Annotated in this window: 22 protein-coding genes; 3 read left to right on the forward strand and 19 right to left on the reverse strand. The window is 64.4% G+C overall.

Annotated features, from left to right (window positions below):
• The 6 genes from Q0030_RS05910 to Q0030_RS05935 all read right to left on the reverse strand — a co-directional run bounded on the left by Q0030_RS05910 (position 1) and on the right by Q0030_RS05935 (position 6,567).
• The gene (locus Q0030_RS05910; protein ID WP_097675637.1) at positions 1-657 is read right to left on the reverse strand and encodes a tetratricopeptide repeat protein; all 657 of its coding nucleotides are present in this window, start codon (positions 655-657) and stop codon (positions 1-3) included.
• A gap of 341 nt (positions 658-998) precedes the next feature.
• On the reverse strand, positions 999-2,597 hold the full coding sequence (locus Q0030_RS05915) for a class I adenylate-forming enzyme family protein (protein ID WP_298363907.1): 1,599 nt from the start codon (positions 2,595-2,597) through the stop codon (positions 999-1,001).
• 10 nt (positions 2,598-2,607) lie between these two features.
• Positions 2,608-3,429 carry a 3-methyl-2-oxobutanoate hydroxymethyltransferase gene (panB, locus tag Q0030_RS05920; protein WP_298363909.1) on the reverse strand — a complete coding sequence of 274 codons (822 nt, stop codon included), beginning with the start codon at positions 3,427-3,429 and terminating at the stop codon, positions 2,608-2,610.
• Between the two features lie 2 nt (positions 3,430-3,431).
• A complete protein-coding gene (locus tag Q0030_RS05925) occupies positions 3,432-4,016 on the reverse strand; it encodes an NnrU family protein (protein ID WP_298363911.1) in 585 nt (194 codons plus the stop codon).
• Positions 4,017-4,097: 81 nt separating this feature from the next.
• On the reverse strand, positions 4,098-4,709 hold the full coding sequence (locus tag Q0030_RS05930) for a hypothetical protein (protein WP_298364595.1): 612 nt from the start codon (positions 4,707-4,709) through the stop codon (positions 4,098-4,100).
• A 238-nt stretch (positions 4,710-4,947) separates the two neighbouring features.
• Positions 4,948-6,567 (reverse strand): peptide chain release factor 3, encoded by a 1,620-nt coding sequence (locus Q0030_RS05935; protein WP_298363912.1) that lies wholly within the window; start codon positions 6,565-6,567, stop codon positions 4,948-4,950.
• A 156-nt stretch (positions 6,568-6,723) separates the two neighbouring features.
• Between Q0030_RS05935 and sugE the strand changes: the two genes are divergently transcribed.
• Positions 6,724-7,038 carry a quaternary ammonium compound efflux SMR transporter SugE gene (gene sugE, locus Q0030_RS05940; protein WP_298363915.1) on the forward strand — a complete coding sequence of 105 codons (315 nt, stop codon included), beginning with the start codon at positions 6,724-6,726 and terminating at the stop codon, positions 7,036-7,038.
• A 58-nt stretch (positions 7,039-7,096) separates the two neighbouring features.
• Here the strand turns inward: sugE and Q0030_RS05945 are convergent, their stop codons facing one another.
• The 7 genes from Q0030_RS05945 to Q0030_RS05975 all read right to left on the reverse strand — a co-directional run bounded on the left by Q0030_RS05945 (position 7,097) and on the right by Q0030_RS05975 (position 13,558).
• Positions 7,097-8,101 carry an inorganic phosphate transporter gene (locus tag Q0030_RS05945; protein WP_298363918.1) on the reverse strand — a complete coding sequence of 335 codons (1,005 nt, stop codon included), beginning with the start codon at positions 8,099-8,101 and terminating at the stop codon, positions 7,097-7,099.
• 14 nt (positions 8,102-8,115) lie between these two features.
• Positions 8,116-8,760: a DUF47 domain-containing protein gene (locus Q0030_RS05950; protein ID WP_298363921.1), complete on the reverse strand. Its 645-nt coding sequence runs from the start codon at positions 8,758-8,760 to the stop codon at positions 8,116-8,118.
• Positions 8,761-8,905: 145 nt separating this feature from the next.
• Positions 8,906-9,874, reverse strand: a complete 969-nt coding sequence (locus Q0030_RS05955) for a branched-chain amino acid ABC transporter permease (protein ID WP_298363925.1) — start codon at positions 9,872-9,874, stop codon at positions 8,906-8,908.
• A gap of 1 nt (position 9,875) precedes the next feature.
• Positions 9,876-10,739, reverse strand: a complete 864-nt coding sequence (locus Q0030_RS05960; protein ID WP_050406473.1) for a branched-chain amino acid ABC transporter permease — start codon at positions 10,737-10,739, stop codon at positions 9,876-9,878.
• A 64-nt stretch (positions 10,740-10,803) separates the two neighbouring features.
• Complete coding sequence (locus Q0030_RS05965) at positions 10,804-12,024, reverse strand: ABC transporter substrate-binding protein (RefSeq protein WP_298363934.1); 1,221 nt, start codon at positions 12,022-12,024, stop codon at positions 10,804-10,806.
• A 42-nt stretch (positions 12,025-12,066) separates the two neighbouring features.
• Positions 12,067-12,810, reverse strand: coding sequence for an ABC transporter ATP-binding protein (locus tag Q0030_RS05970; RefSeq protein ID WP_298363938.1), 744 nt, complete (start codon positions 12,808-12,810; stop codon positions 12,067-12,069).
• On the reverse strand, positions 12,803-13,558 hold the full coding sequence (locus Q0030_RS05975; RefSeq protein WP_298363940.1) for an ABC transporter ATP-binding protein: 756 nt from the start codon (positions 13,556-13,558) through the stop codon (positions 12,803-12,805). Before Q0030_RS05975 ends, Q0030_RS05970 begins: the two co-directional genes overlap by 8 nt.
• Before the next feature lie 484 nt (positions 13,559-14,042).
• On the opposite strand from Q0030_RS05975, the gene Q0030_RS05980 reads away from it, so the two are divergent.
• Positions 14,043-14,660 (forward strand): hypothetical protein, encoded by a 618-nt coding sequence (locus Q0030_RS05980; RefSeq protein ID WP_298363943.1) that lies wholly within the window; start codon positions 14,043-14,045, stop codon positions 14,658-14,660.
• Positions 14,661-14,761: 101 nt separating this feature from the next.
• On the opposite strand, the gene Q0030_RS05985 is transcribed toward Q0030_RS05980, so the two are convergent.
• The 4 genes from Q0030_RS05985 to Q0030_RS06000 all read right to left on the reverse strand — a co-directional run bounded on the left by Q0030_RS05985 (position 14,762) and on the right by Q0030_RS06000 (position 17,802).
• The gene (locus Q0030_RS05985) at positions 14,762-15,493 is read right to left on the reverse strand and encodes an MBL fold metallo-hydrolase (RefSeq protein WP_298363946.1); all 732 of its coding nucleotides are present in this window, start codon (positions 15,491-15,493) and stop codon (positions 14,762-14,764) included.
• 269 nt (positions 15,494-15,762) lie between these two features.
• Positions 15,763-16,131 carry an ArsC family reductase gene (locus Q0030_RS05990; RefSeq protein ID WP_212317818.1) on the reverse strand — a complete coding sequence of 123 codons (369 nt, stop codon included), beginning with the start codon at positions 16,129-16,131 and terminating at the stop codon, positions 15,763-15,765.
• A gap of 100 nt (positions 16,132-16,231) precedes the next feature.
• A complete protein-coding gene (locus Q0030_RS05995) occupies positions 16,232-16,741 on the reverse strand; it encodes a cytochrome P460 family protein (RefSeq protein ID WP_298363950.1) in 510 nt (169 codons plus the stop codon).
• 20 nt (positions 16,742-16,761) lie between these two features.
• On the reverse strand, positions 16,762-17,802 hold the full coding sequence (locus Q0030_RS06000) for an alpha/beta hydrolase (RefSeq protein ID WP_298363953.1): 1,041 nt from the start codon (positions 17,800-17,802) through the stop codon (positions 16,762-16,764).
• A 164-nt stretch (positions 17,803-17,966) separates the two neighbouring features.
• On the opposite strand from Q0030_RS06000, the gene Q0030_RS06005 reads away from it, so the two are divergent.
• Positions 17,967-19,520, forward strand: a complete 1,554-nt coding sequence (locus tag Q0030_RS06005) for a winged helix-turn-helix domain-containing tetratricopeptide repeat protein (protein ID WP_298363956.1) — start codon at positions 17,967-17,969, stop codon at positions 19,518-19,520.
• Positions 19,521-19,630: 110 nt separating this feature from the next.
• Here Q0030_RS06005 and Q0030_RS06010 read toward each other — a convergent pair whose 3' ends face one another.
• Both Q0030_RS06010 and Q0030_RS06015 read right to left on the reverse strand, forming a co-directional pair.
• Positions 19,631-20,245, reverse strand: coding sequence for an isochorismatase family cysteine hydrolase (locus tag Q0030_RS06010; protein ID WP_298363959.1), 615 nt, complete (start codon positions 20,243-20,245; stop codon positions 19,631-19,633).
• A gap of 38 nt (positions 20,246-20,283) precedes the next feature.
• Positions 20,284-20,964, reverse strand: coding sequence for an alpha/beta hydrolase (locus Q0030_RS06015; RefSeq protein ID WP_298363962.1), 681 nt, complete (start codon positions 20,962-20,964; stop codon positions 20,284-20,286).
• Positions 20,965-20,972 lie beyond the last annotated feature (8 nt).

Here is a 20,972-nt window from a genome sequence, read left to right on the forward strand (position 1 = left end):
TCAGCTTTTAGCGACCGGCGGCAACAGCGCCTGCAGCGCTTCGGCGCGCGACCGCAGGCTCGGCGGCGTCTCGCCGTCATTGGCAATCTGGTCGAGCCACTGCCGCGCGGCGGTGGCATCGTTGGCGCGCCAGGCCGACAGCGCCAGCAGCTCGCGCGCGGAGTGGCGGAACGTCGAGTCCTTCGACGTCGCCATCGCCTCGAGCCGTTGCACCATGTTCGGATAGGTCGTGGTGTCCATCACCATCTGCGCGGCACGGATCCGCGCCAGATCCTGATCGGGGCCACCGACGCTGCGGTCGGCTGCGATCTCGTCATAGAGCTTCGCAGCGGCCGGCTGATCGCGGGTCGCGACCTCGGCGGCCATGCGCAGCCGCGCCAGATTGCGGTAGCCGGACGGCGCCTTGGTGATCAGGTCGGCAAACGCGGCCTCGGCCTCGGCGTGCTTGTTCTGGTCCGACAGTTCGACGGCGCGGTCGAACGCCGCACCGGCCACGGCGGCCTTCTTGCCCTCGAGATATTGGTAGCCACGCCAGCCACCGACGCCCGCGACCACCAGGATCGCCAGCGCGATGATGAAAAGCGAGTACTTGTCCCACAGCTTCTTGAGCTGATCGCGACGGACTTCCTCGTCGACTTCGTCAAATAATTCAGACACTTAAGGCTATCCCATCCCCTCGGGACCGCGAATCTCGGCGGAGCCTGGCCCCTACCTGATCCCCACATCGCGGCGGCGTTACCCTAACGGTGTGGCGGAGGCAAGGCAAAGCAAGGCGGATCAAAGCGTTAACCGGGGAAGTTTGCCATGGGCCGCAACGGGACTGCGTGGGCTCCCTCTCCCGCTTGCGGGGGAGGGTTGGGGTGGGGGTGTCTCCAAGAGTCGGATCAGCGTTAGAACCCCTGCGCCGGGCGAGCCCCCACCCGGATCGCATCTAGCGATGCGATCCAACCTCCCCCGCAAGGGGGAGAGGTGGATCAAGTTCGTGGAAAGCTACGCGCCTAAGTCCGAACTTCGACCAAGCTCTCCCGCAGCTGACGCTTGATCACCTTGCCGTTGGCGTTGCGCGGCAGCGGCTCTGCGGTCAGCGCCATCGTCTCCGGCACCTTGTAGTCCGAGAGACGCTCGGCGCACCAGGCGCGCAGACTCTCCGCATTGACCTCGCCGCGGGTCACGATCACAGCGTGCACGCGCTCGCCGAGCACCGGGCACGGCTTTGCGATGATCGCGCTCTCGACCACGGCCGGATGGCCTGAAAGCACGGACTCGACCTCGGCGGAATAGATCTTCAGGCCGCCGCGGTTGATCATGTCCTTCTGGCGGTCGAACACACGGACGAAGTTGTCGCCATCGACCGACCCGAGATCGCCGGAATGCCAGAACCCGGCGGTAAAGCTCTCGGCGGTCGCGGTCGGATTGTTCCAGTAGCCCTTGATGACGGAAGCGCTGCGGATCCAGAGCTCGCCGATCTCGCCGCGCGGCACCTCGTGGCCATCGGCGCCCATCACCACGATCTCGGCACCGGGACACGGCAGGCCGACGCTGTCGATATGCGCCGCAGTCAATTCACCCGGCATCAAGGTCGAGGGCGACGTGGTCTCGGTCGCGCCGTAGCAATTGGCGAGCTTGAGCCCGGGAATCTTGGCGTCGAGCTTTTCGATGGTCGCAACCGGCATCGGCGCGCCGCCGAACCCGCCGATGCGCCAGCTCGACAGATCGGTGCTGTCGAAATCCGGCTGCATCAGGCAGAGATTGTACATCGCCGGCACCATCACCGTGTAGCTGACCCGCTCGCGCGCCGCGACCTTCAGATATTCCGACGCCTTGAACTCCGGCATGATGATCAGCGCGCCGGCGCAGCGGGCCATGGTGGTGACGTTGGCGACCGCGCCTGTGACATGCGCGAGCGGCACCGCGGCGATCGAGCGATCGGCCCTGGTCAGCTTCAGGCAGGAGGCGAACACCATCGAGGAGTGGATGATGTTGCAATGGGCGAGCATCGCGCCCTTCGGCCGACCGGTGGTGCCTGAGGTATAGAGGATCATCGCGGTGTCCTCTTCCCTCACCTCCGCCGGCGCCTTCGCCGGCGCATTGTCGCGCAAGGCAGCGAATTGCGATGTGCCGTCGTCGCTGACCGGGATGCGATGTGCGAGGTCGGGAATTTCGGCGGCGTCAGGGATGCGGTCGGCAAGCGTGGCCTCGTGGACCAGCAGCTTCGCGCCGCAATCGTTCAGCACATAGGCGATCTCGGGCTTCTGCTGGCGCGTCGAGAGCAGCACCGTGACGAGGCCAGCATGGGCGGCGGCAAACATCGTCAGCACGAACTCGATGCGGTTGCCGAGCAGGATCGCGACGCGGTCGCCGGGGGCAAGGCCGAGCCTGGCAAAGCCCGCCGCGACCTTCGCGGATTGCTCGGCGACCTCGCGCCAGCTCAGGCGCGTCGCGCCGCAAACCAGCGCCTCGCCATCGCCATTCTGTGCGACGGCCTCTGCGATCATCGCCCACAGGCTGGCCGGCCGCTCGGCGAAGACAGGAACGACGCGGTCGCCGAAGCGCGGCTCGAGCCGCATCAGCGGCAATGCGTGTTGCGACCAGTCCATGCGTGCCTCGTCAGCTCTTCTTCATGCCGTAGACGTGCTCCGGCCCCGGAAAGGCGCGGCTCTTCACGTCGCGCGCATAGCCCGCGATCGCTTCCTCGATCGCGGGGCCGAGATTGCCGTAGCGGCGTACGAATTTCGGCGCACGCGGCGACAGGCCGAGCATGTCTTCCAGCACCAGCACCTGGCCGTCGCAGGCAGCGCTGGCGCCGATGCCGATGGTGGGAACAGTGATCGATTGCGTGATCTTGCGCGCCAGCGGCTCGGCGACCGCCTCGACCACGATCGAGAAGGCGCCCGCTTCCGCGATGGCCTTGGCGTCGTTCTCGATCGGCGCCCAGGTCTCCTCCTCGCGGCCCTGCGCGCGGAACGAGCCGAGCGTGTTGATCGATTGCGGCGTCAGGCCGATATGGCCCATCACGGGAATGCCGCGCTCCGACAGGAACGCCACCGTCTCCGCCATCCGCGCGCCGCCCTCGAGCTTGACCGCGCCGCACAGCGTCTCCTTCATGATCCGCACCGCGGACTGGAACGCCTGTTCCTTCGAGCCCTCATAGGAGCCGAACGGCATGTCGACCACGACCAGCGCCTGCTGCGAGCCACGCATCACGGCGCGGCCCTGCAGGATCATCATGTCGAGCGTGACCGGCACCGTGGTCTCGAAGCCATGCATCACGTTGCCGAGGGAATCGCCGACCAGGATGGCGTCGCAATGCCGGTCGATCAGCGCCGCGGTGTGCGCGTGATACGACGTCAGCATCACGATCGGCTCGCCATTCTTGCGGGCGCGCAGATCGGGTGCGGTCTTGCGCTTGATGGCGGATTGAACAGACATAGTCAGGCTCCCATGACAGGCACGCCGATCACGACCGGGTGGAACGCAAACGCCAGCGCCAGGTAGACGATGACACCGACCGCGATCGCGATCAGGTCGTTGGTCGGGCCGCCCACCGGGATCGGCGGCCCACCGGCATCCGCGCGGCGCTTCAGCGAGATGCGGTCATAGACCGCCCAGCCGAGAAACGAGCCGAACAGGATGATCGAGCCGAGATCGCCATTGGCGAGCAGATGCGCGAACGCCCACAGTTTGACGCCCGCCAGCATCGGATGCTTCAGCGTGGTGTAGATACGGCCGCGGATATAGGCGGCCACCACCAGGATCACGGCCGGCAGCATCAGCGCCACCGTGATGTGCTTCAACGCGGTCGGTGGCGTCCAGACGTCGATCCAACCGGTCGCGCGATAGTGGCCGAAGCCCCAGATGATCAGCGCAAGGCCCGCGAACGACACCAGCGAATAGACGCCCTTGTAGGCCCCTTCGCCCATCGTATTCACGATACCGGCGCGTAGGTCGCGCAGGCTGGTCAGCACATGGATGCCGAGGAACAGCACGAGACCCAGGATCATGACGAGCAGTCCCACGATGTTCCTCCCCTGATTGACTAATGCCCTCGCGTAACATCTTCGCCGGTCGGGTGGCAATGCGCCACGCCGGGGCGCGGGTCACGGATTGTCGGCCGGCTTGGCCAGCTCGCGATTGTCGACGTAGCGGATCATGATCGGTCGGCCGGCCAGCGCGCCGCCGAGCCCGCCGGTAAATTTCAGCGGCAGGCAGGCGCCGAGCGAGGCGTTGATCGCGTTGAGGTAGGTCGTGCGGGTATCGGGGGGGATGCCTCGCGTCGCGAATGTCAGGCGCGGCGAACCGATCATCTCGCCGGTCCGCTTGAAGCTGAAGCGCACCGACATCTGCATGCCCTCGCGCGCATCGCCCGCCGGCGGCGGCGCCCAGCAGGAACGCAGCGCGGCAAAGAGATCGCCGATGGTATCGAGATCATGATCGGGCTTGCGGTACTTCTCGGCCTGCCCTTCGGGCGGCACGGTCAGGATCGTGAGCTGGAGATTTTCACCGTACGGATAATCGATCTCGGGCAGGCACGGCCCGTGGTTGAAGACGCTGCAATAGGACGGGATGCAAGGCCCGTAGTCGAGCACGCTGCAAGGCGTGTGTGCGAACGGCACAGGGTTTGTCTGCTGCCGTTGTCGCGCGCCAGCCGTGCCGGCGAAGGCAAAGGCCAGCACGGCAAAAGCGAAGAAGATGAGGACGCGTCGGAGCATGCAGGCGGACCCGGATTGCGCTTCCGGGGGAAAATGGTACCGCGGCCGGACCGCGGCAAGCCGGGCAGTGTTCAATTCCCCGCGCTCGCGCACCACTCTCCTCCGTCATCGCCCGGCCTTGACCGGGCGATCCAGTATTCCAGAGGCGATTGTGGGTTACGGAGAAGCCGCGGCGTACTGGGTCCCCCGGTCGAGCCGGGGGACGACACTGAGTATGTGGCGCTATCCGTATGCCGCGCTACGCCTTCTTCTTCACGTCCTTGACGTTGGAGAAGGTGATGCCCTCGGCGCGCTCGCGGGTGTAGCCGAGATAGAACTCGTTCTTGGCCATGAACACCGGATCGCCGTCGACGTCGTCGGCGATGCCGGAATTGTTGGCGGCGACGAAGGCCTCTAACTTCTTGCGGTCGTCGGACGAGATCCAGCGCGCCAGCGAGAATTCGCTGACCTCGAACTCGACCGGCAGCGAATATTCCGCATCGAGCCGCGCCTTCAGCACGTCGAGCTGCAGCGGGCCGACCACGCCGACCAGCGCCGGCGCGCCATCGCGCGGACGGAACACCTGGACGACGCCCTCCTCCGACATCTGCTGCAAGGCTTCCTTCAGCTTCTTGGCCTTCATCGCATCGGTCAGGCGAACGCGGCGGACGATTTCCGGCGCGAAGCTCGGCACGCCGACGAAGGTCAGATCCTCGCCCTCGGTCAGGGTGTCGCCGATCCGCAAGGTGCCGTGGTTGGGAATGCCGACGACGTCGCCGGCAAACGCCTCGTCCGCCACCGAGCGGTCCTGGGCGAAGAAGAATTGCGGGCTCGACAGGCTCATGTTCTTGCCGGTGCGCACCAGCCTGGCCTTCATGCCGCGGCTGAGCTTGCCGGAGCACAGCCGCGCGAACGCGATGCGGTCGCGGTGGTTTGGATCCATGTTGGCCTGGATCTTGAACACGAACGCGCTCATGCGCGGCTCGGCCGCCTCGACCTTGCGCAGATCGGAATCCTGCGCGCGCGGCGCCGGCGCGAACTTGCCGAGGCCCTCGAGCAAGTCACCGACGCCGAAATTGCGCAGTGCGCTGCCGAAATAGACCGGCGTCAGATGGCCCTCGCGGAAGGCCGCGAGCTCGAACGGCTTGCAGGCTTCCGAAGCGAGCGCGAGCTCATCCCTGACCTCGGCGACGTCGAGATTGGGGTTGCGCTTGCCGAGATCGGCGATGTCGATCTGCTCGGTAGCGCCGGTCTTGGCGCCGCCGCCCTCGAGCAGCCGCACGCCGCCATTGACGACGTCATAGGTGCCGAGGAAGTCGCGGCCGCGGCCGACCGGCCAGGTCATCGGCGTGGTGTCGAGCGCCAGCGTCTTCTCGATCTCATCCAGAAGCTCGAACGTGTCGCGGCTCTCGCGGTCCATCTTGTTGATGAAGGTGATGATCGGGATGTCGCGCAGACGGCACACCTCGAACAGCTTTCGCGTGCGCGCCTCGATGCCTTTGGCGGCGTCGATCACCATGACCGCGGAATCGACCGCGGTCAGCGTGCGATAGGTATCTTCCGAAAAGTCCTCGTGGCCCGGCGTGTCCAGCAGGTTGAACACGAGCTCGTTGAACTCGAAGGTCATCACGGAGGTGACGACCGAGATGCCGCGCTCGCGCTCGATCTTCATCCAGTCCGAGCGCGTGTTGCGCCGCTCGCCCTTGGCCTTGACCTGGCCCGCGAGGTTGATGGCGCCGCCGAACAGCAGCAGCTTTTCCGTCAGCGTGGTCTTGCCGGCGTCCGGGTGCGAGATGATCGCAAAGGTGCGCCGTCGCGCCACTTCCTCTGAAAGCGGCGAGCGGGGCGGCGATTCGGTTGAAACAGCGGTATCAGACATGGCGGGGCAGCGTTTGGCAGGGAAAACGGGCGCAATCAAGGGCGTTTTGTCGCAATGCGGAAGAGCCGCACCACCCACATATAGGCACGGGAAGGACGACCTTCTCCTCACCATACCATCCGCGGGGACGACCCTGCCTTATCCGGAGGGTTCGTTATGGCTTGGGCCATTCTGTTCACCGCAGGCCTGCTCGAGATCGGCTGGGCGATCGGGCTGAAATATACCGAGGGCTTCTCCCGGCTGATGCCGTCGGTGCTGACGCTCGCGGCGATGGCCGGCAGCGTGATCCTGCTCGGCATCGCGCTGAAGACGCTGCCGATTGGAACCGCTTACGCGGTCTGGACCGGGATCGGCGCGGTCGGCACCGCGGCGCTCGGCATCATCCTGCTCGGCGAGCCCGCGACCGCGATGCGGCTTGCCAGCATCGGGCTGATCGTGTCCGGCATCGTCGGGCTGAAGCTGGTCGGTTGATCACTTCTTTTGGACGCGTTTTCTTGACGCGAACCGGCTTCCACTTCGCTCGAAAACGCTATTTGAGAACCTGCACCGCCCAATAGGTCGCGGCCGCGACTGCCGCTGATGCGGGGATCGTGATCACCCAGGCGTAGACGATCGAGCTCGCCACGTTCCAGCGCACGGCGGACAGCCGCCGTGCGGCGCCGACGCCGACGATGGCGCCGGTGATGGTGTGGGTGGTCGATACCGGCACCCCGAGATAGGTCGCGATGAACAGCGTGGCAGCGCCGCCGGTTTCGGCGCAAAAGCCCTGCATCGGCGTCAGCTTGGTGATCCGCAGCCCCATGGTGCGCACGATCCGCCAGCCGCCCATCAGGGTGCCCAGCGCCATCGCGCTTTGGCAGGCCAGCACGACCCAGAACGGAATCTCGAACTTGTCGCCGAGATGACCCTGCGAGTAGAGCAGCACGGCGATAATGCCCATGGTCTTCTGCGCGTCGTTGCCGCCATGGCCGAGCGAATAGAGCGACGCGGAGGCGAATTGCAGGATGCGGAAGGCGCGATCGACCGCGAACGGCGTCGAGCGCACCGAGAGCCAGGACACGATCGCAACCAGCACCAGCGCCAGCAGGAATCCGACCAGCGGCGACAGCACGATGGCGAGCAAGGTCTTGGTGAGCCCGCTCCACACCGCCGCCGAGATCCCTGCTTTCGCCATGCCGGCGCCGACCAGGCCGCCGATCAGCGCGTGCGAGCTCGACGAGGGAATGCCCAGCGCCCAGGTGATCACGTTCCACACGATCGCGCCGACCAGCGCGGCGAAGATCACGGTCGCGTCCACCACCGACGGGTCGATGATCCCGGTACCGATGGTGTTGGCGACGTGCAGGCCGAACACCGCGAAGGCGACGAAGTTGAAGAACGCCGCCCAGAACACCGCATATTGCGGCCGCAGCACGCGGGTCGAGACGATGGTCGCGATCGAGTTCGCGGCATCGTGCAGGCCGTTCAGGAAGTCGAACAGCAGCGCGACCGCAATCAAGATGGTCAGGACTGGAAGACCCAGCGTGGCGTCCACGTGATGTCCCTGCCCTAAACCTGTTCAATCACGATCGAGTTGATCTCGTTGGCGACGTCGTCGAAGCGGTCGGCCACCTTCTCGAGGTGATCGTAGATCTCCGCGCCGACGATGAAGTCCATCGCGTTGGCGTTGCGGTGCTTCAGGAACAATTCCTTGAGCCCGATATCGTGGAGATCGTCGACCCGGCCTTCGAGCTTAGTCAGTTCCTCGGTGATCTGGGTCAGCATCGAGACGTTCCGGCCGATCGCCTGCAACAAAGGCAGTGCGCGGACGACCAGATTGGCGCATTCGACGATCAGCGTGCCGATCTCGCGCATCGGCGGCTCGAACTCGCGCACCTCGAACAGCATCACGGCCTTGGCGGTCGCCTGCATCTGGTCGACCGCGTCGTCCATCGCGGTGATCAGGTTCTTGATGTCGCCGCGGTCGAACGGAGTGATGAAGGTGCGGCGAACCGCGGTCAGGACCTCGCGGGTAACGCTATCGGCGTCGTTCTCGAACTGGTTGACGCGCTGGCAGAAGACCGGGGTCTCCTCGCCGCCCTTCAGCATGTCCTGCAGCGCCAGCGAGCACTTTACCGAGGTCTGGGCGTGTCGGGCGAATAGCTCGAAGAACCGCTCTTCCTTGGGCAGAAAGGCGCGAAACCAGCGCAGCATGTCTCAATTCCATCGTTCCGGGACAGCCCTTTTAGCGACTGTCACAGAACTGTCATAGAGCATCTGGCGGGGAAAATACCCGGAGCGACCGCCCGAATGGGCGGTCGTCCACCGCTAAAGTCGGCCGAAGATCGCGTGCCCTGCCCTACAGCGACCGGCGCAGCAGGTGGGCCAGCTCGCCGACCAGGCCGCGCCGGAACAGCAGCACGCAGGCCACGAAGATCACGCCCTGGATCACCGTCACCCACTGGCCGAAACCGGCGAGATATTGCTGCATAGCGATGATCACGAAGGCGCCGACCACCGGGCCGAAGATGGTGCCGAGGCCGCCGACCAGCGTCATCAGCACGATTTCGCCGGACATCGACCAGTGCACGTCGGTGAGCGAGGCATTCTGCGCCACGAACACCTTCAGCGAGCCGGCAAAGCCCGCCAGCGTGCCCGACAGGATGTAGGCCAGCATCTTGTACTGGTCGGTCTTGTAGCCGAGCGAGATCGCGCGCGGCTCGTTCTCGCGGATCGACTTCAGCACCTCGCCGAACGGCGAGTTGATGGTGCGGTAGATCAGCAGGAAGCCGGCAAGGAATCCGACCAGCACGACATAGTAGAGCACCGTCGGCTTCGACAGGTCGAAGATCCCGAACAAATGGCCCTGCGGAATGCCCTGGATGCCGTCTTCACCGTGGGTGAACGGCGCCTGCAGATAGAGGAAGTAAAGCAGCTGCGACAGCGCCAGCGTGATCATCGAGAAATAGATGCCCTGCCGCTTGATCGAGATGAAGCCGGTGACGAGGCCGAGCAAGGCCGCTGCGGCGGTGCCGACCACGATGCCGAGCTCCGGCGGCAGCCCCCACACCTTCAGCGCATGCGCCGAAACGTAGCCGGCGGTGCCGAGGAACATGGCGTGGCCGAACGACAGCAGGCCGCCATAGCCGATCAGCAAGTTGAAGGCGCAGGCGAGCAGCGCAAAGCACAGCGCCTGCATCACGAAGAAAGGATAGATCCCCGTGAACGGCACCGCGGCCAGCAGCACCGCCATCACGGCGAATACGATCATCTCGTCGCGCATCGCGCGCGGCGTCATCGGAAGTGTATCGTCGGTCAATGCTGACATATCAGGCCGCCCGTCCAGTCAGTCCCGTTGGCTTCACCAGCAACACCACCACCATCAGAACAAACACCACGGTGTTGGAGGCCTCGGGATAAAAATACTTGGTCAGTCCCTCGATCACGCCGAGCGCGAAGCCGGTGATGATCGAGCCCATGATCGAGCCCATGCCGCCGATCACGACCACCGCGAACACCACGATGATGAGATCGGCACCCATCAGCGGGCGGACCTGGTTGATCGGCGCCGACAGCACGCCGGCGAGCGCGGCAAGACCGACGCCGAGCCCGTAGGTCAGCGTGATCATGCGCGGCACGTTGATGCCGAAGGCCCGCACCAGCGTCGGGTTCTCGGTGGCCGCGCGCAAGTAGGCGCCGAGTTGCGTCTTCTCGATCAGGAACCAGGTGGCAAGGCACACCACCAGCGAGAAGATCACGACCCAGCCGCGATAGATCGGCAGGAACATGAAGCCGAGATTGACGCCGCCCTTGAGCTGATCCGGGATCGAGTAAGGCAGCCCCGAGGAGCCGAAATAGTTCTGGAATACGCCCTGCACGATCAGCGCGATGCCGAACGTCAGCAGCAGTCCATAGAGATGGTCGAGGCCGGCGAGCCATTGCAGCATGGTCCGCTCGAGGATCATGCCGAAGATGCCGACGATGACGGGCGCGATGAGCAGCGCCCACCAGTAGTTGATGCCGCCCAGGTTGAGCAGGAAATACGCCACGAAGGCGCCCATCATGTAGAGTGCGCCGTGCGCGAAATTGATGATGTTGAGCATGCCGAAGATGACGGCGAGCCCCAGACTGAGCAGCGCGTAGAACGAGCCGTTGATCAGTCCCACCAGAAGCTGTGCGTAGAGAGCCTGCATCGAATGAGCTTTCGCTAGATAGATGAAGCCCGCCGGCCACGCGCATGGCCGGCGGGCATGATCGTCACTTCTTCAGAAGCGCACAGGTGCTCTTGTCGAGCGGCGTGAAGGCCTGGTTGCCCGGCACGGTGCCGACCAGCTTGTAGAAGTCCCACGGCCCCTTGGACTCCGAAGGCTTCTTCACTTCGAACAGATAGGCGTCGTGGGTGACGCGGCCGTTGGCCTCGACCTCGCCCTTGCCGAACAGCGGATCGTCGGTCGGGATCGTCTTCATCTTCGCGACCACCTTGGCGCCGTCATGCGGATTGCCGCCGAGCGCTTCCAGCGCCTTGAAGTAATGCAGCAGACCCGCATAGACGCCGGCCTGCACCATGGTCGGGGGAGCGCCGCTCTTCATCTTCTCCGAGAACCGCTTGGAGAAGGCGCGGGTCTTGTCGTTGAGGTCCCAGTAGAACGTCTCGGTGAAGTTGAGGCCCTGCGCGGTCTCGAGCCCGATCGCCTTGACGTCGGTGAGGAACAGCAACAGCGCCGCGAGCTTCTGGCCGCCCTTGACGATGCCGAACTCGGCCGCCTGCTTGATCGAGTTGGTGGTGTCGCCGCCGGCATTGGCGAGACCGATGATCTTGGCCTTGGAGGCCTGCGCCTGCAGCAGGAACGAGGAGAAGTCAGCAGTGTTGAGCGGATGCTTGACGCCGCCGACCACCTTGCCGCCATTGGCAGTAACGACCGCCGCGGTATCGCGCTCCAGCGCCGCACCGAAGGCGTAGTCCGCGGTCAGGAAGAACCAGGTGTCCCCGCCCGCCTTCACCAGCGCCTGGCCGGTGGCGTGGGCCAGCATGTAGGTGTCGTAGGTCCAGTGCACCGTGTTCGGCGAGCACTGCGCGTTGGTGAGATCGGAAGTCGCGGCGCCCGAATTGATGTAGACGCCGTTCTTCTCCTTGACGATGTTGTTCACCGCGAGCGCGACGCCGGAATTCGGCACGTCGACGATGGTGTCGACCTTGTCGACGTCGAACCACTGGCGCGCGATGGTGGTGCCGATATCGGGCTTGTTCTGGTGATCGCCGGAGATCAGGTCGATGGTCCAGCCCTTGGCCTTGAGGCCGGAGTCCTCGATTGCCATCTGCGCCGCCAGCGTCGAGCCGGGGCCGGCAAGGTCGGCATAGAGGCCGGACTGATCCGACAACACGCCGATCTTGACCGTCTTGTCGTCAGCGGAGGCGACGCCTGCGACGGAGAGCACCATCGCGGTGCCGAGCAGAAGCGCTGAAATCGTATTCCTCATGGCGTATTCCCTCAGTTCTTAAATTTTCTGGCTCCGGCGACTTCAAACGCCGAGATAGGTATGCAGCTTGTCCATGTTGGCCGACAGCTCCGAATTGGCGAAGCCATCGATCACCTTGCCGTGCTCGACGATGTAGTAGCGGTCGGCAACGGTCGAGGCGAAGCGGAAATTCTGTTCGACCAACAGGATGGTGAAGCCCTGCGACTTCAGGCGCGCAATGGTGTGCCCGATCTGCTGAATGATGACCGGCGCCAACCCTTCGGTCGGCTCGTCCAGCATCAGGAAGCGTGCGCCGGTGCGCAGGATGCGCGCAATCGCCAGCATCTGCTGCTCGCCGCCCGAAAGCTTGGTGCCCTGGCTGGTGAGCCGCTCCTTCAGATTCGGAAACAGCGTGAAGATCTGGTCGAGCGGCAGGCCGCCCGGGCGCACCACCGGCGGCAGCAGCAAGTTCTCGCGCACGTCGAGGCTCGAGAAGATGCCGCGCTCCTCGGGGCAGAATGCGATGCCGAGCCGCGCGATCTTGTCGGAGGTGGCGCGGATGATCTCCTTGTTGTCGAACCGGATCGAGCCGGAGCGCTTGCCGATCACGCCCATGATCGACTTCAACGTCGTGGTCTTGCCGGCGCCGTTGCGGCCGAGCAGCGTCACCACCTCGCCGGCCTTCACGTTGAAATTGATCCCGTGAAGAATGTGGGATTCGCCGTACCAGGCCTGCAGATCGTTGACCGTCAGCACCTCGGCACCAGCCGCAGCCACGGGCCTCTCCGCCAGTTTTGCCTCAGCCATGACCCGCTCCCAGATAGGCTTCCTTCACGCGCTCGTCCTTGGAGAGGTCGGCGTAGTTGCCCTCCGCCAGCACCTGCCCGCGCGTCAGCACGGTGATGATGTCGGAGAGGTTGGCCACCACCGAGAGGTTATGTTCGACCATCAGGATGGTGTATTTGGCGGAGATCCGCTTGATCAGCGCCGCGATCTTGTCGATGTCCTCGTGGCCCATGCCGGCCATCGGTTCGTCGAGCAGCATCATCTCGGGGTCGAGCGCAAGCGTCGTTGCAATTTCAAGTGCGCGCTTGCGGCCGTACGGCATCTCGACCGCCGGCGTATTGGCGAATTCGCTCAAGCCGACGTCGTTCAGCAGTTCATGGGCGCGCGGATTGAAGCGGTCGAGCACGGTTTTCGAACGCCAGAAATCGAATGACGAACCGTGCTGGCGCTGCAGCGCCACGCGGACGTTTTCGAGCGCGGTCAGATGCGGAAATACCGCCGAAATCTGGAACGAGCGGACCAGCCCGAGGCGCGCCACGTCGGCCGGCGGCATCGCGGTGATGTCATGGCCCTTGTAGCGAATCTGCCCGCCCGTCGGCTTCAGGAATTTGGTCAGCAGATTGAAACAGGTCGTCTTGCCGGCGCCGTTCGGCCCGATCAACGCATGGATACTGCCGCGACGCACCTTCAGCGCAACGTCGCGAACGGCAAAGAAACCCGCGAATTCCTTGGTCAATCCGCTGGTTTCGAGAATGAACTCATCGGCCAAAAAGATTCCCCCATACGCCATCGCCGCGAAGCCCGTCGCCCGCGTGGCCAGCCTTTTTCATGTTCGACAGGTTGTCCGTACGTCTTGGAAACCGTCCGGGGGCCTGTCGCCTCCGGGCCGGAATATGCCGTCATCTGCGGCGGTTACGCAAGGTGGAAAGCTGTGCAGTGCAGTATTGGCACGACCAGTTCCAGTTGATCCTTAGTCGAATGGCCTTCGAGCGCGCTTTGCGCCTCGGAAAGCCGTCATTAAGGGTGTTTTGCTCCGGACTTTCCTTTTCATAGAATATTTCCGCCTCTCGTCGAAACTCCCGCCTATTGCATTGTGAACGGCCAGAGCCTTGCATTTCGAGCGCGCCAATTCCTCCATCGTCAAATCGATCCGGCACCGTGACTTCCTGAACACGTTGCTGCGGCGTCATGCCCGCTGTCAGACCGTCGACACGGCAGCACAGCCGCCGCAGCCACTTGAATTCGATTAGCCCATGCCATTCAGGAGTGCCGATCCATCGGTGATCAAATCGATCACGCAGCGGGTGCTGCTGAACGACTGGCTGCGCGCGAGACGCATGCCGGACGCCCTTCCCTTGCTGTGCGATTTCCACACCGACGGGACCGCCGACGAGCGGGCCGAAATGACGGGTTTTGACGTGGTCGGCAGCGGTGACGCCGCACGCTTCCTGATCACGCAGGAAGGCGCGCGACTGACGACGGCCTATGGCAACGAGCATGTCGAGCCGCGGCTGCGCACCAACCGCTACCTCGACGACGCGATCGGCCCCGAGCGCTATGCCGGCGTGATCCTGTCCTATCGTGCCTGCCTCGCGCGCAAGCGTCCGACCTATACGGTTGCGGAGCTCACCGACGCCGACGGCAAGGACGTGTCCTATGAGCGGCTGCTGCTGCCGTTCGGACGCGGCGACGCCGTCGAGCACATCATCGGCTCCTACAAGGCGATCAGTATCGAGGGCGGATTTCGGCTGCACAATCTGATGGGCGTGAAGGCGAAGGCCGTGCCTGTTGTCACCGTGCGGGCGGTGATCGACCGCAGGTTCATGCCCGCAGATCACCGGCCGAGTCAGGATTCAGTCGAGCTGATCTAGGCCGTGTACTTATAAACCGCGCGCGATGTCCGCTTTGCGCCGATACCGACCACCTTTGCGCAGCCGCAGCAAATGACGCGATGGGCCAACAGCTGTCCGTATCAGCGTGTCATCGCCGCCTGAAGACGGGCTTCAAAACGATCTGCCAGTGCACCAAGTGCTCCGACCGTGTCTCCCTGAAAAGACGAACCATGCATAAGGGCAAGCGTGGCTGGTCTTACCTCCGTAAGCTTCCGTATGTTGGGTGCGGTCGTGGGGCCGAGGCTGGTCAACTCAAAGAAGTCCTCCGCCTCCATTGCCGGGCCGACGATGTCGTTCTCGGTCACGGGTGGGCCGCCACCAAGTCTTGTAAAGAGGTCGCCGCAGAGAAGGGTGGCAGTGGTCTCTTCGAACACCACGCCAGCATCCCATCCATGCGGGACGTGGGGAGTATCAATATAACGAACTCGCTTGCCCCCAAGATCGACAACCTCGCCATCAGCGAGCACACGCGGTGGCCGGTCCGCCATGTCTCCAATGGACACTCGACACCCGACCGCGCCATGCATCACCTCTGCATGAGGGGAAGCAGCAAGCCATTCATTCATTGAACCACACTCGTCAGCTTCGAAGTGACCGAAACCTAACCAGCGCAATTTCTTGATAGGGATTATTCTTCCGACGGCTTCCGAGACCAATGGAAACATCTTCCTCAATCCACAATGGAAGAGCATCGGCTCGTCCCCGACCATCAGGAAATGATTGAACATGAACCCGGCCCCGCCTTGGGCTTGGGGCAAAAACACCGACACCCGATAAATTCCTGCCGCGACTTCGTCAGTCCTGATGTCCATGGTCGATCCTGTCATGCATGGAGGTCGAGACGAGCTTAACGAAAGCAAGAAACTATCATCTAACGACCCAACGCCATAGTGGCGCCAAGCGGTCGTTCGGCGCGCGGAGGCGCGACTGAAGGCCGCTTTGGGTCACTTCGACGATCTCGGCGGGGACTATTGGCAAGTTGACGTCCGCTTCTGCCCGTAAGCGCCGGGGAGCCCGGTTGGAAGCGTTGCGATTGCCCCCCGGGATTCAAATCCGCGAACCGAGGTTCGCGCGGAACGCGTCAGCCCTTCTTGCGTGCCTTGGCCGGCACTTCCTTGGCGTAGATATCCGGCTTGAAGCCGACGACGCGCTTCGGCCCGAGATCGAGCACCGGGCGCTTGATCATCGAGGGCTGCTCGGCCATCAGCGCCAACGCCTTGCGCTCGTTCAACCCTTCCTTGTCGGCATCGGGCAGCTTCTTGAAGGTCGTGCCGGCGCGGTTGAGCAGCGTCTCCCAGCCGACCTCGTCGCTCCACTGCTTGAGCTTGTCCTTGGCGATCCCGGCGGTCTTGTAGTCGTGGAAGTCGTAGCCGACGCCGTGATCGTCGAGCCAGGCGCGCGCCTTCTTCATGGTGTCGCAGTTCTTGATGCCGTAGATGGTGATGGTCAAAGCCGTTCCCCGCATGCGATTGCTGCGGGGAAACTAGCCCCGCAGCCATCACTGCGCCAGATCGGACCGCGCCGGTCTCCACAACCGATCTCGATGGCACTCAATGCGCATAACGCGTGAAGACGAAATCGTGATCGCTGGCATGGGCCTCGTGGCAGGCGAAACACGTCTCGTGCTGGGCGGCATCGACCGGCTTGCCGTCGATGAAGCGGCCAAAGCCCCAGCCGCCGGTCGAAGCATATTTGGTGGAGTCCTTGACCATGACCTGGACGGTCGTCGCCGGTCCGGTGATGAAGGCGCCGTTGAGGCCCACGACCGGCTTGCGCTTCCAGGCGAGCTTGACCAGCACGGTGCCGTCGGGGAAACGCGCGGCGCCGTCCTGATAGGCCTTCACGGCGGTGGCGTTGCCGAGCACGCTGCGCAGTTCGTCGAGCCCGGTCTCCTCGCCGACCGCGATCAGCTTCCAGTCGCGATAGCCGTCGGGAATTTTCACGCCGAAGATCGGCGATGCCGGCGCCGCGTCATCGGCGTGCCCGACTGCAAACGGCAATGACGCACTGATGCAGGCTGCCGCGATCGCGGCAGCTGCCCATTTCACAACTTGCTTCATGATCCCTAGTCCGCGCTCGCTCAGGCCTTGCTGACGTCGATGATGGCCTGGACGAAGGCCTGCGGCGCTTCCTGCGGCAGATTGTGACCGATGCCGCCGGGTAGCTGGCGATGCTCGTAATGCCCGGAGAACTTCTTGGCATAGGCCGCGGCCTCCGGATGCGGCGCGCCGTTGGCATCGCCCTCCATCGTGATGGTCGGGATCGCGATGACCGGCGCCTGGGCCAGCGTCTTCTCGAAGGCATCGTACTTCGCCTCGCCTTCGGCGAGACCAAGCCGCCAGCGATAGTTGTGGATCACGATATCGACATGATCAGGATTCTCGAAGGCAACGGCGCTGCGGTCATAGGTGGCGTCGTCGAACTTCCACTGCGGCGAGGCGAGCTGCCAGATCAGCTTGTTAAAATCGTGCCGGTTCTTGGCATAGCCCTCGCGGCCACGCTCGGTCGCGAAATAGAACTGGTACCACCATTGCAGCTCGGCCTTCGGCGGCAGCGGCATCTTGCCGGCCGCCTGGCTGCCGATCAGATAGCCGCTGACCGACACCATGGCCTTGCAGCGCTCGGGCCAGAGCGCTGCCATGATGTTGGCGGTGCGTGCACCCCAATCGTAGCCGCCGAGCACCGCCTTCTCGATCTTCAACGCGTCCATCAGCGCAATGATGTCGGCGGCGACCGCGACCGGCTGGCCGCTGCGCATCGTGTCGCTCGCGAGGAAGCGCGTGGTGCCGTAGCCGCGCAGATGCGGCACGATCACCCGGTAGCCGGCCTCGGCCAGCGCCGGCGCGACGTCGGCATAGCTGTGGATATCGTAGGGCCAGCCGTGCAGCAGGATCACCGCAGGACCCGACGCCGGGCCCATCTCGACATAACCGGTATCGAGCACGCCGGCATTGATCTGCTTGACCGGACCGATCGTGGTGTGGCTACCGGCCTTGACCGCCGGCAGCGCCGCCTTGGTCTGAGCCTGGGCCGATCCGATGAAGCCGAGCCTGGAAACGGCGAGGATTCCGCCGGCGATGCCAAGGAAGCGGCGGCGATGCTGATTGATGGATTGGGACATGGCGATCTCCTTAAGTCTGGTGTCGGGATTGAATATTGCAGAGACCGACCCCGCCCGCTTTCAGAGGACGTGGATTTGTCCTTCAGACCGTCGTGATTTTGGCCCCACGCTGCCTGTGCTAGGTTCCGCCCCGCATTCAGCCGCCGGCCGCCGGACTCTTCGATTTGACCTACCATTTCAACGACTTGACCCTCGATTCCGGGCGCCGGGAGCTGCGCCGCGGCGACGCCTTGGTGGCCGTCGAGCCGCAGGTCTTCGACCTGCTCGAGTTCCTGATCCGCGCCCGTGACCGCGTGGTCAGCCGCGACGAGGTGCTGGCGGCGGTCTGGCACGGGCGGATCGTCTCGGAAGCGACGCTGAGCAGCCGGGTCAATGCGGCACGGACCGCGATCGGCGACAATGGCGAGGAGCAGCGGCTGATCCGCACCCTGCCCCGCAAAGGCCTCCGCTTTGTCGGCGATGTCAGGGAGCACAGCGCGGGCGATCATCCGGTTGCGGACAAGGCCGCCTCGCCGCGGCCGAGCGAGGGTCCGTCGATCGCGGTGCTGCCCTTCACCAATATGAGCGGCGACCCCGAGCAGGATTATTTCGCCGACGGGATCGCCGAGGACATCACCACCGCGCTGGCGCGTTGCAGCCGCCTCACCGTGATCGCGCGCAACTCCGCCTTCACCTACAAGGGCAAGGCGGTCGATATCCGCCAGGTCGGGCGCGATCTCGGCGTCGGCTACGTGCTCGAAGGCAGCGTCCGCCGCGGCGGCGACCGCCTGCGCATCACCGGACAGTTGATCGACGCCGTCTCAGGCGCGCATCTGTGGGCCGACCGCTTCGACGGCGCGGCGACCGACGTGTTCGACCTGCAGGACCGCATCACCGAGAACGTGGTCGGCGCGATCGAGCCGACCCTGCTGGTCGCGGAAGCCGAGCGGGTGCGGACGGCGCCACCGGACAGGCTCGACGCCTACGACCTGCTACTGCGCGCCTACAGTCTGAGGTACGAGTTCACGCCCGAGAGCATGGAAGCCGCGCTCGATTGCCTCGACCAGGCGCTGGCGCTCGACCCGGCCTACGCGCCGGCGCTGGCGGCGTCGGCCTATTGCCATGCGATGCGCAATGTCCAGGGTTGGCTGAAGCCGAACGACGCCTACCGGGACCGTGCGGTCACGCAGGCCTGGCGCGCGGTCGAGCTCACGCCTGGTGACCCGCAGGTGCTGTGGATGGCGGCATTCGCGATCTGGAACATGGCCGACGAGATCGAGCCCGCGCGCGACTTGTTCGAGCGGTCGCTTGCGATCAATCCGAACTCGGCGATGGCGCTCGTCCTCTGCGGCTGGATCGAGGCGATGCGCGGCAACCAGCAGGCCGGCCGCGCCATGATCGAGCGCGCGCAGAGGCTGAACCCGCGCGACCCCCGTGGCTGGTTCGCCTCCGCGGCGCTGGCGATCTGCGCGGTGCTCGACGAGAATTTTGCCGAAGCGGTGATATGGGCCGACAAGGCGCTGGCACAGAACCGCCGCTTCGCGGTCGCCCTGCGCGTCTTGATCGTGGCGCTGGTGAAGACCGGCGAGACCGAGCGCGCGACCCAGATGGCGCGCGAACTGCTCAAGGTCGACCCGGAGTTTTCGATTTCCGGATTCCTGTCGCGAATCCCCTTCCCCGTGGAAGCGATGTCCGCGACCTATCGTGAAACCCTCAGGGCGGCCGGCGTCCCGGATTGATGCCGCTCGGAGGACGCGACGATCATTCACCGGTGGCGCGCCGGGCGGCTTGTTTGGCAGCATCGGCCTGATGCCCCAATGCGGAAGTCCTGAACTTGCCGCACCTGTCATCAGGCAGAAAGCTGTGCAAGCAATTCTTCTGTCGTGACGATGGCGTGGGCGTAGGTCGGCCCGTTGATGGCGTGGGCGGCGTGCATCGCCTCGGGGCTGAAGGCCGCGGTGGCGTCCTTGACCAACGTGACGTGATAGCCGAGCTCCATGCCGAAGCGGCCGGTCGCTTCGATACAGGTGTTGGCGATCATGCCGATTAGGATCACGCGTCTGATGCCATGCTGCTTGAGCTGAAGATCGAGATCGGTATTTGCGAATCCGCTCGATCCCCAGTGTTCGCCGACCACGACATCGCCCGGTTGCGGCTGGAAGTCGTCGTGGAAAGTGCCGCCCCAACTGTCCTTGGCAAACACCTGCGCCTTGGCCGAGCCAAGCTGGTACGGCGACGGATTGTCAAAGGACACATAATCGCCCGGTGTCCAGCGGTGATGCGGCACGAAGACGATTTTCAGTCCACGCGCGCGCGCCGCGGCGACCACTTCGCGCAAGTGGTCGAGCAGCTTGACGTCCTCCGCGATCACCTTGACGCGCGGCCAGAGCTTGCCGCCCTCGGCCAGAAAATCGTTGTACGGGTCTACCAGCAGGATCGCGGTGCTTGAAGGATCGTAACCCATGACGACCTCCCGGGCGGAGTAACCTCGACCACAAGATGTCACATCACCGCTTTCGCGGCTTCGCGGATCACCTCAAGCACGGCTTTCGGCTGGGACAGCATCGGGACATGGCTCGATTTGAGCTCGACGGTCTTCGCACCCATGCGCTTCGCGGCGAAGCGCTCCAGCTCGGGGTTGACGGTGCGGTCCTCCGTCGCCACGATCGACCAGCTCGGCTTCGAGCGCCAGGCGACGCCGTCGAACTTCTGCGTGAAGAGATCGAGCGCCGGCGCAAAGTGCGTCGCATAGACGATGCCCTGCTCCTCGGCGGACAGGTCGCCGGCGAAGCAGGACACGCCTTCCGGTTTCACCCAGACGCGCCCATCCGCAACTTCGATGTGGCTGAAGACGTCCGTTTTTGGAAACTGGTCCTGCTGGCCCTGCGAAGTCTCGGTCTCGTCAGGTCCGAGCGCCGCGATGTAGACCAGCGCGGCAACACGCTTGTCCATGCCGGCGTGCGTGATGACGGTGCCACCATACGAATGGCCGACAAGGACGATCGGCCCCTTTACCCGCCCGAGCGTGCGGATCGTCGCGTCCACATCGCCCTTGAGCGTGTCGAGGCCATACTGTGCAGCCATCACGTCGTGGCCTTCGGCCCGCAGGGCTGGGATCAACTTCTGGAAGCAAGAGCCGTCGGCCCAGATTCCGTGAGCGAAGACGATGCTTGGTTTGGCCATTGCAATCT

The organism is uncultured Bradyrhizobium sp. (genome assembly GCF_947648125.1).
In the GTDB taxonomy this organism is placed as follows: Bacteria; Pseudomonadota; Alphaproteobacteria; order Rhizobiales; family Xanthobacteraceae; genus Bradyrhizobium.

Coding starts and splice junctions, on each gene's coding strand:
- Q0030_RS06000 (WP_298363953.1), bottom strand. CDS start 17,802: ATGTCCCAATCCATCAATCAGCATCGCCGCCGCTTCCTTGGCATCGCC.
- Q0030_RS05960 (WP_050406473.1), bottom strand. CDS start 10,739: ATGCAGGCTCTCTACGCACAGCTTCTGGTGGGACTGATCAACGGCTCG.
- Q0030_RS05955 (WP_298363925.1), bottom strand. CDS start 9,874: ATGTCAGCATTGACCGACGATACACTTCCGATGACGCCGCGCGCGATG.
- Q0030_RS05970 (WP_298363938.1), bottom strand. CDS start 12,810: ATGGCTGAGGCAAAACTGGCGGAGAGGCCCGTGGCTGCGGCTGGTGCC.
- Q0030_RS05995 (WP_298363950.1), bottom strand. CDS start 16,741: ATGAAGCAAGTTGTGAAATGGGCAGCTGCCGCGATCGCGGCAGCCTGC.
- Q0030_RS05980 (WP_298363943.1), top strand. CDS start 14,043: ATGCCATTCAGGAGTGCCGATCCATCGGTGATCAAATCGATCACGCAG.
- Q0030_RS05935 (WP_298363912.1), bottom strand. CDS start 6,567: ATGTCTGATACCGCTGTTTCAACCGAATCGCCGCCCCGCTCGCCGCTT.
- sugE (WP_298363915.1), top strand. CDS start 6,724: ATGGCTTGGGCCATTCTGTTCACCGCAGGCCTGCTCGAGATCGGCTGG.
- Q0030_RS06010 (WP_298363959.1), bottom strand. CDS start 20,245: ATGGGTTACGATCCTTCAAGCACCGCGATCCTGCTGGTAGACCCGTAC.
- Q0030_RS05950 (WP_298363921.1), bottom strand. CDS start 8,760: ATGCTGCGCTGGTTTCGCGCCTTTCTGCCCAAGGAAGAGCGGTTCTTC.
- Q0030_RS05930 (WP_298364595.1), bottom strand. CDS start 4,709: ATGCTCCGACGCGTCCTCATCTTCTTCGCTTTTGCCGTGCTGGCCTTT.
- panB (WP_298363909.1), bottom strand. CDS start 3,429: ATGTCTGTTCAATCCGCCATCAAGCGCAAGACCGCACCCGATCTGCGC.
- Q0030_RS05985 (WP_298363946.1), bottom strand. CDS start 15,493: ATGGACATCAGGACTGACGAAGTCGCGGCAGGAATTTATCGGGTGTCG.
- Q0030_RS05915 (WP_298363907.1), bottom strand. CDS start 2,597: ATGGACTGGTCGCAACACGCATTGCCGCTGATGCGGCTCGAGCCGCGC.
- Q0030_RS06015 (WP_298363962.1), bottom strand. CDS start 20,964: ATGGCCAAACCAAGCATCGTCTTCGCTCACGGAATCTGGGCCGACGGC.
- Q0030_RS05965 (WP_298363934.1), bottom strand. CDS start 12,024: ATGAGGAATACGATTTCAGCGCTTCTGCTCGGCACCGCGATGGTGCTC.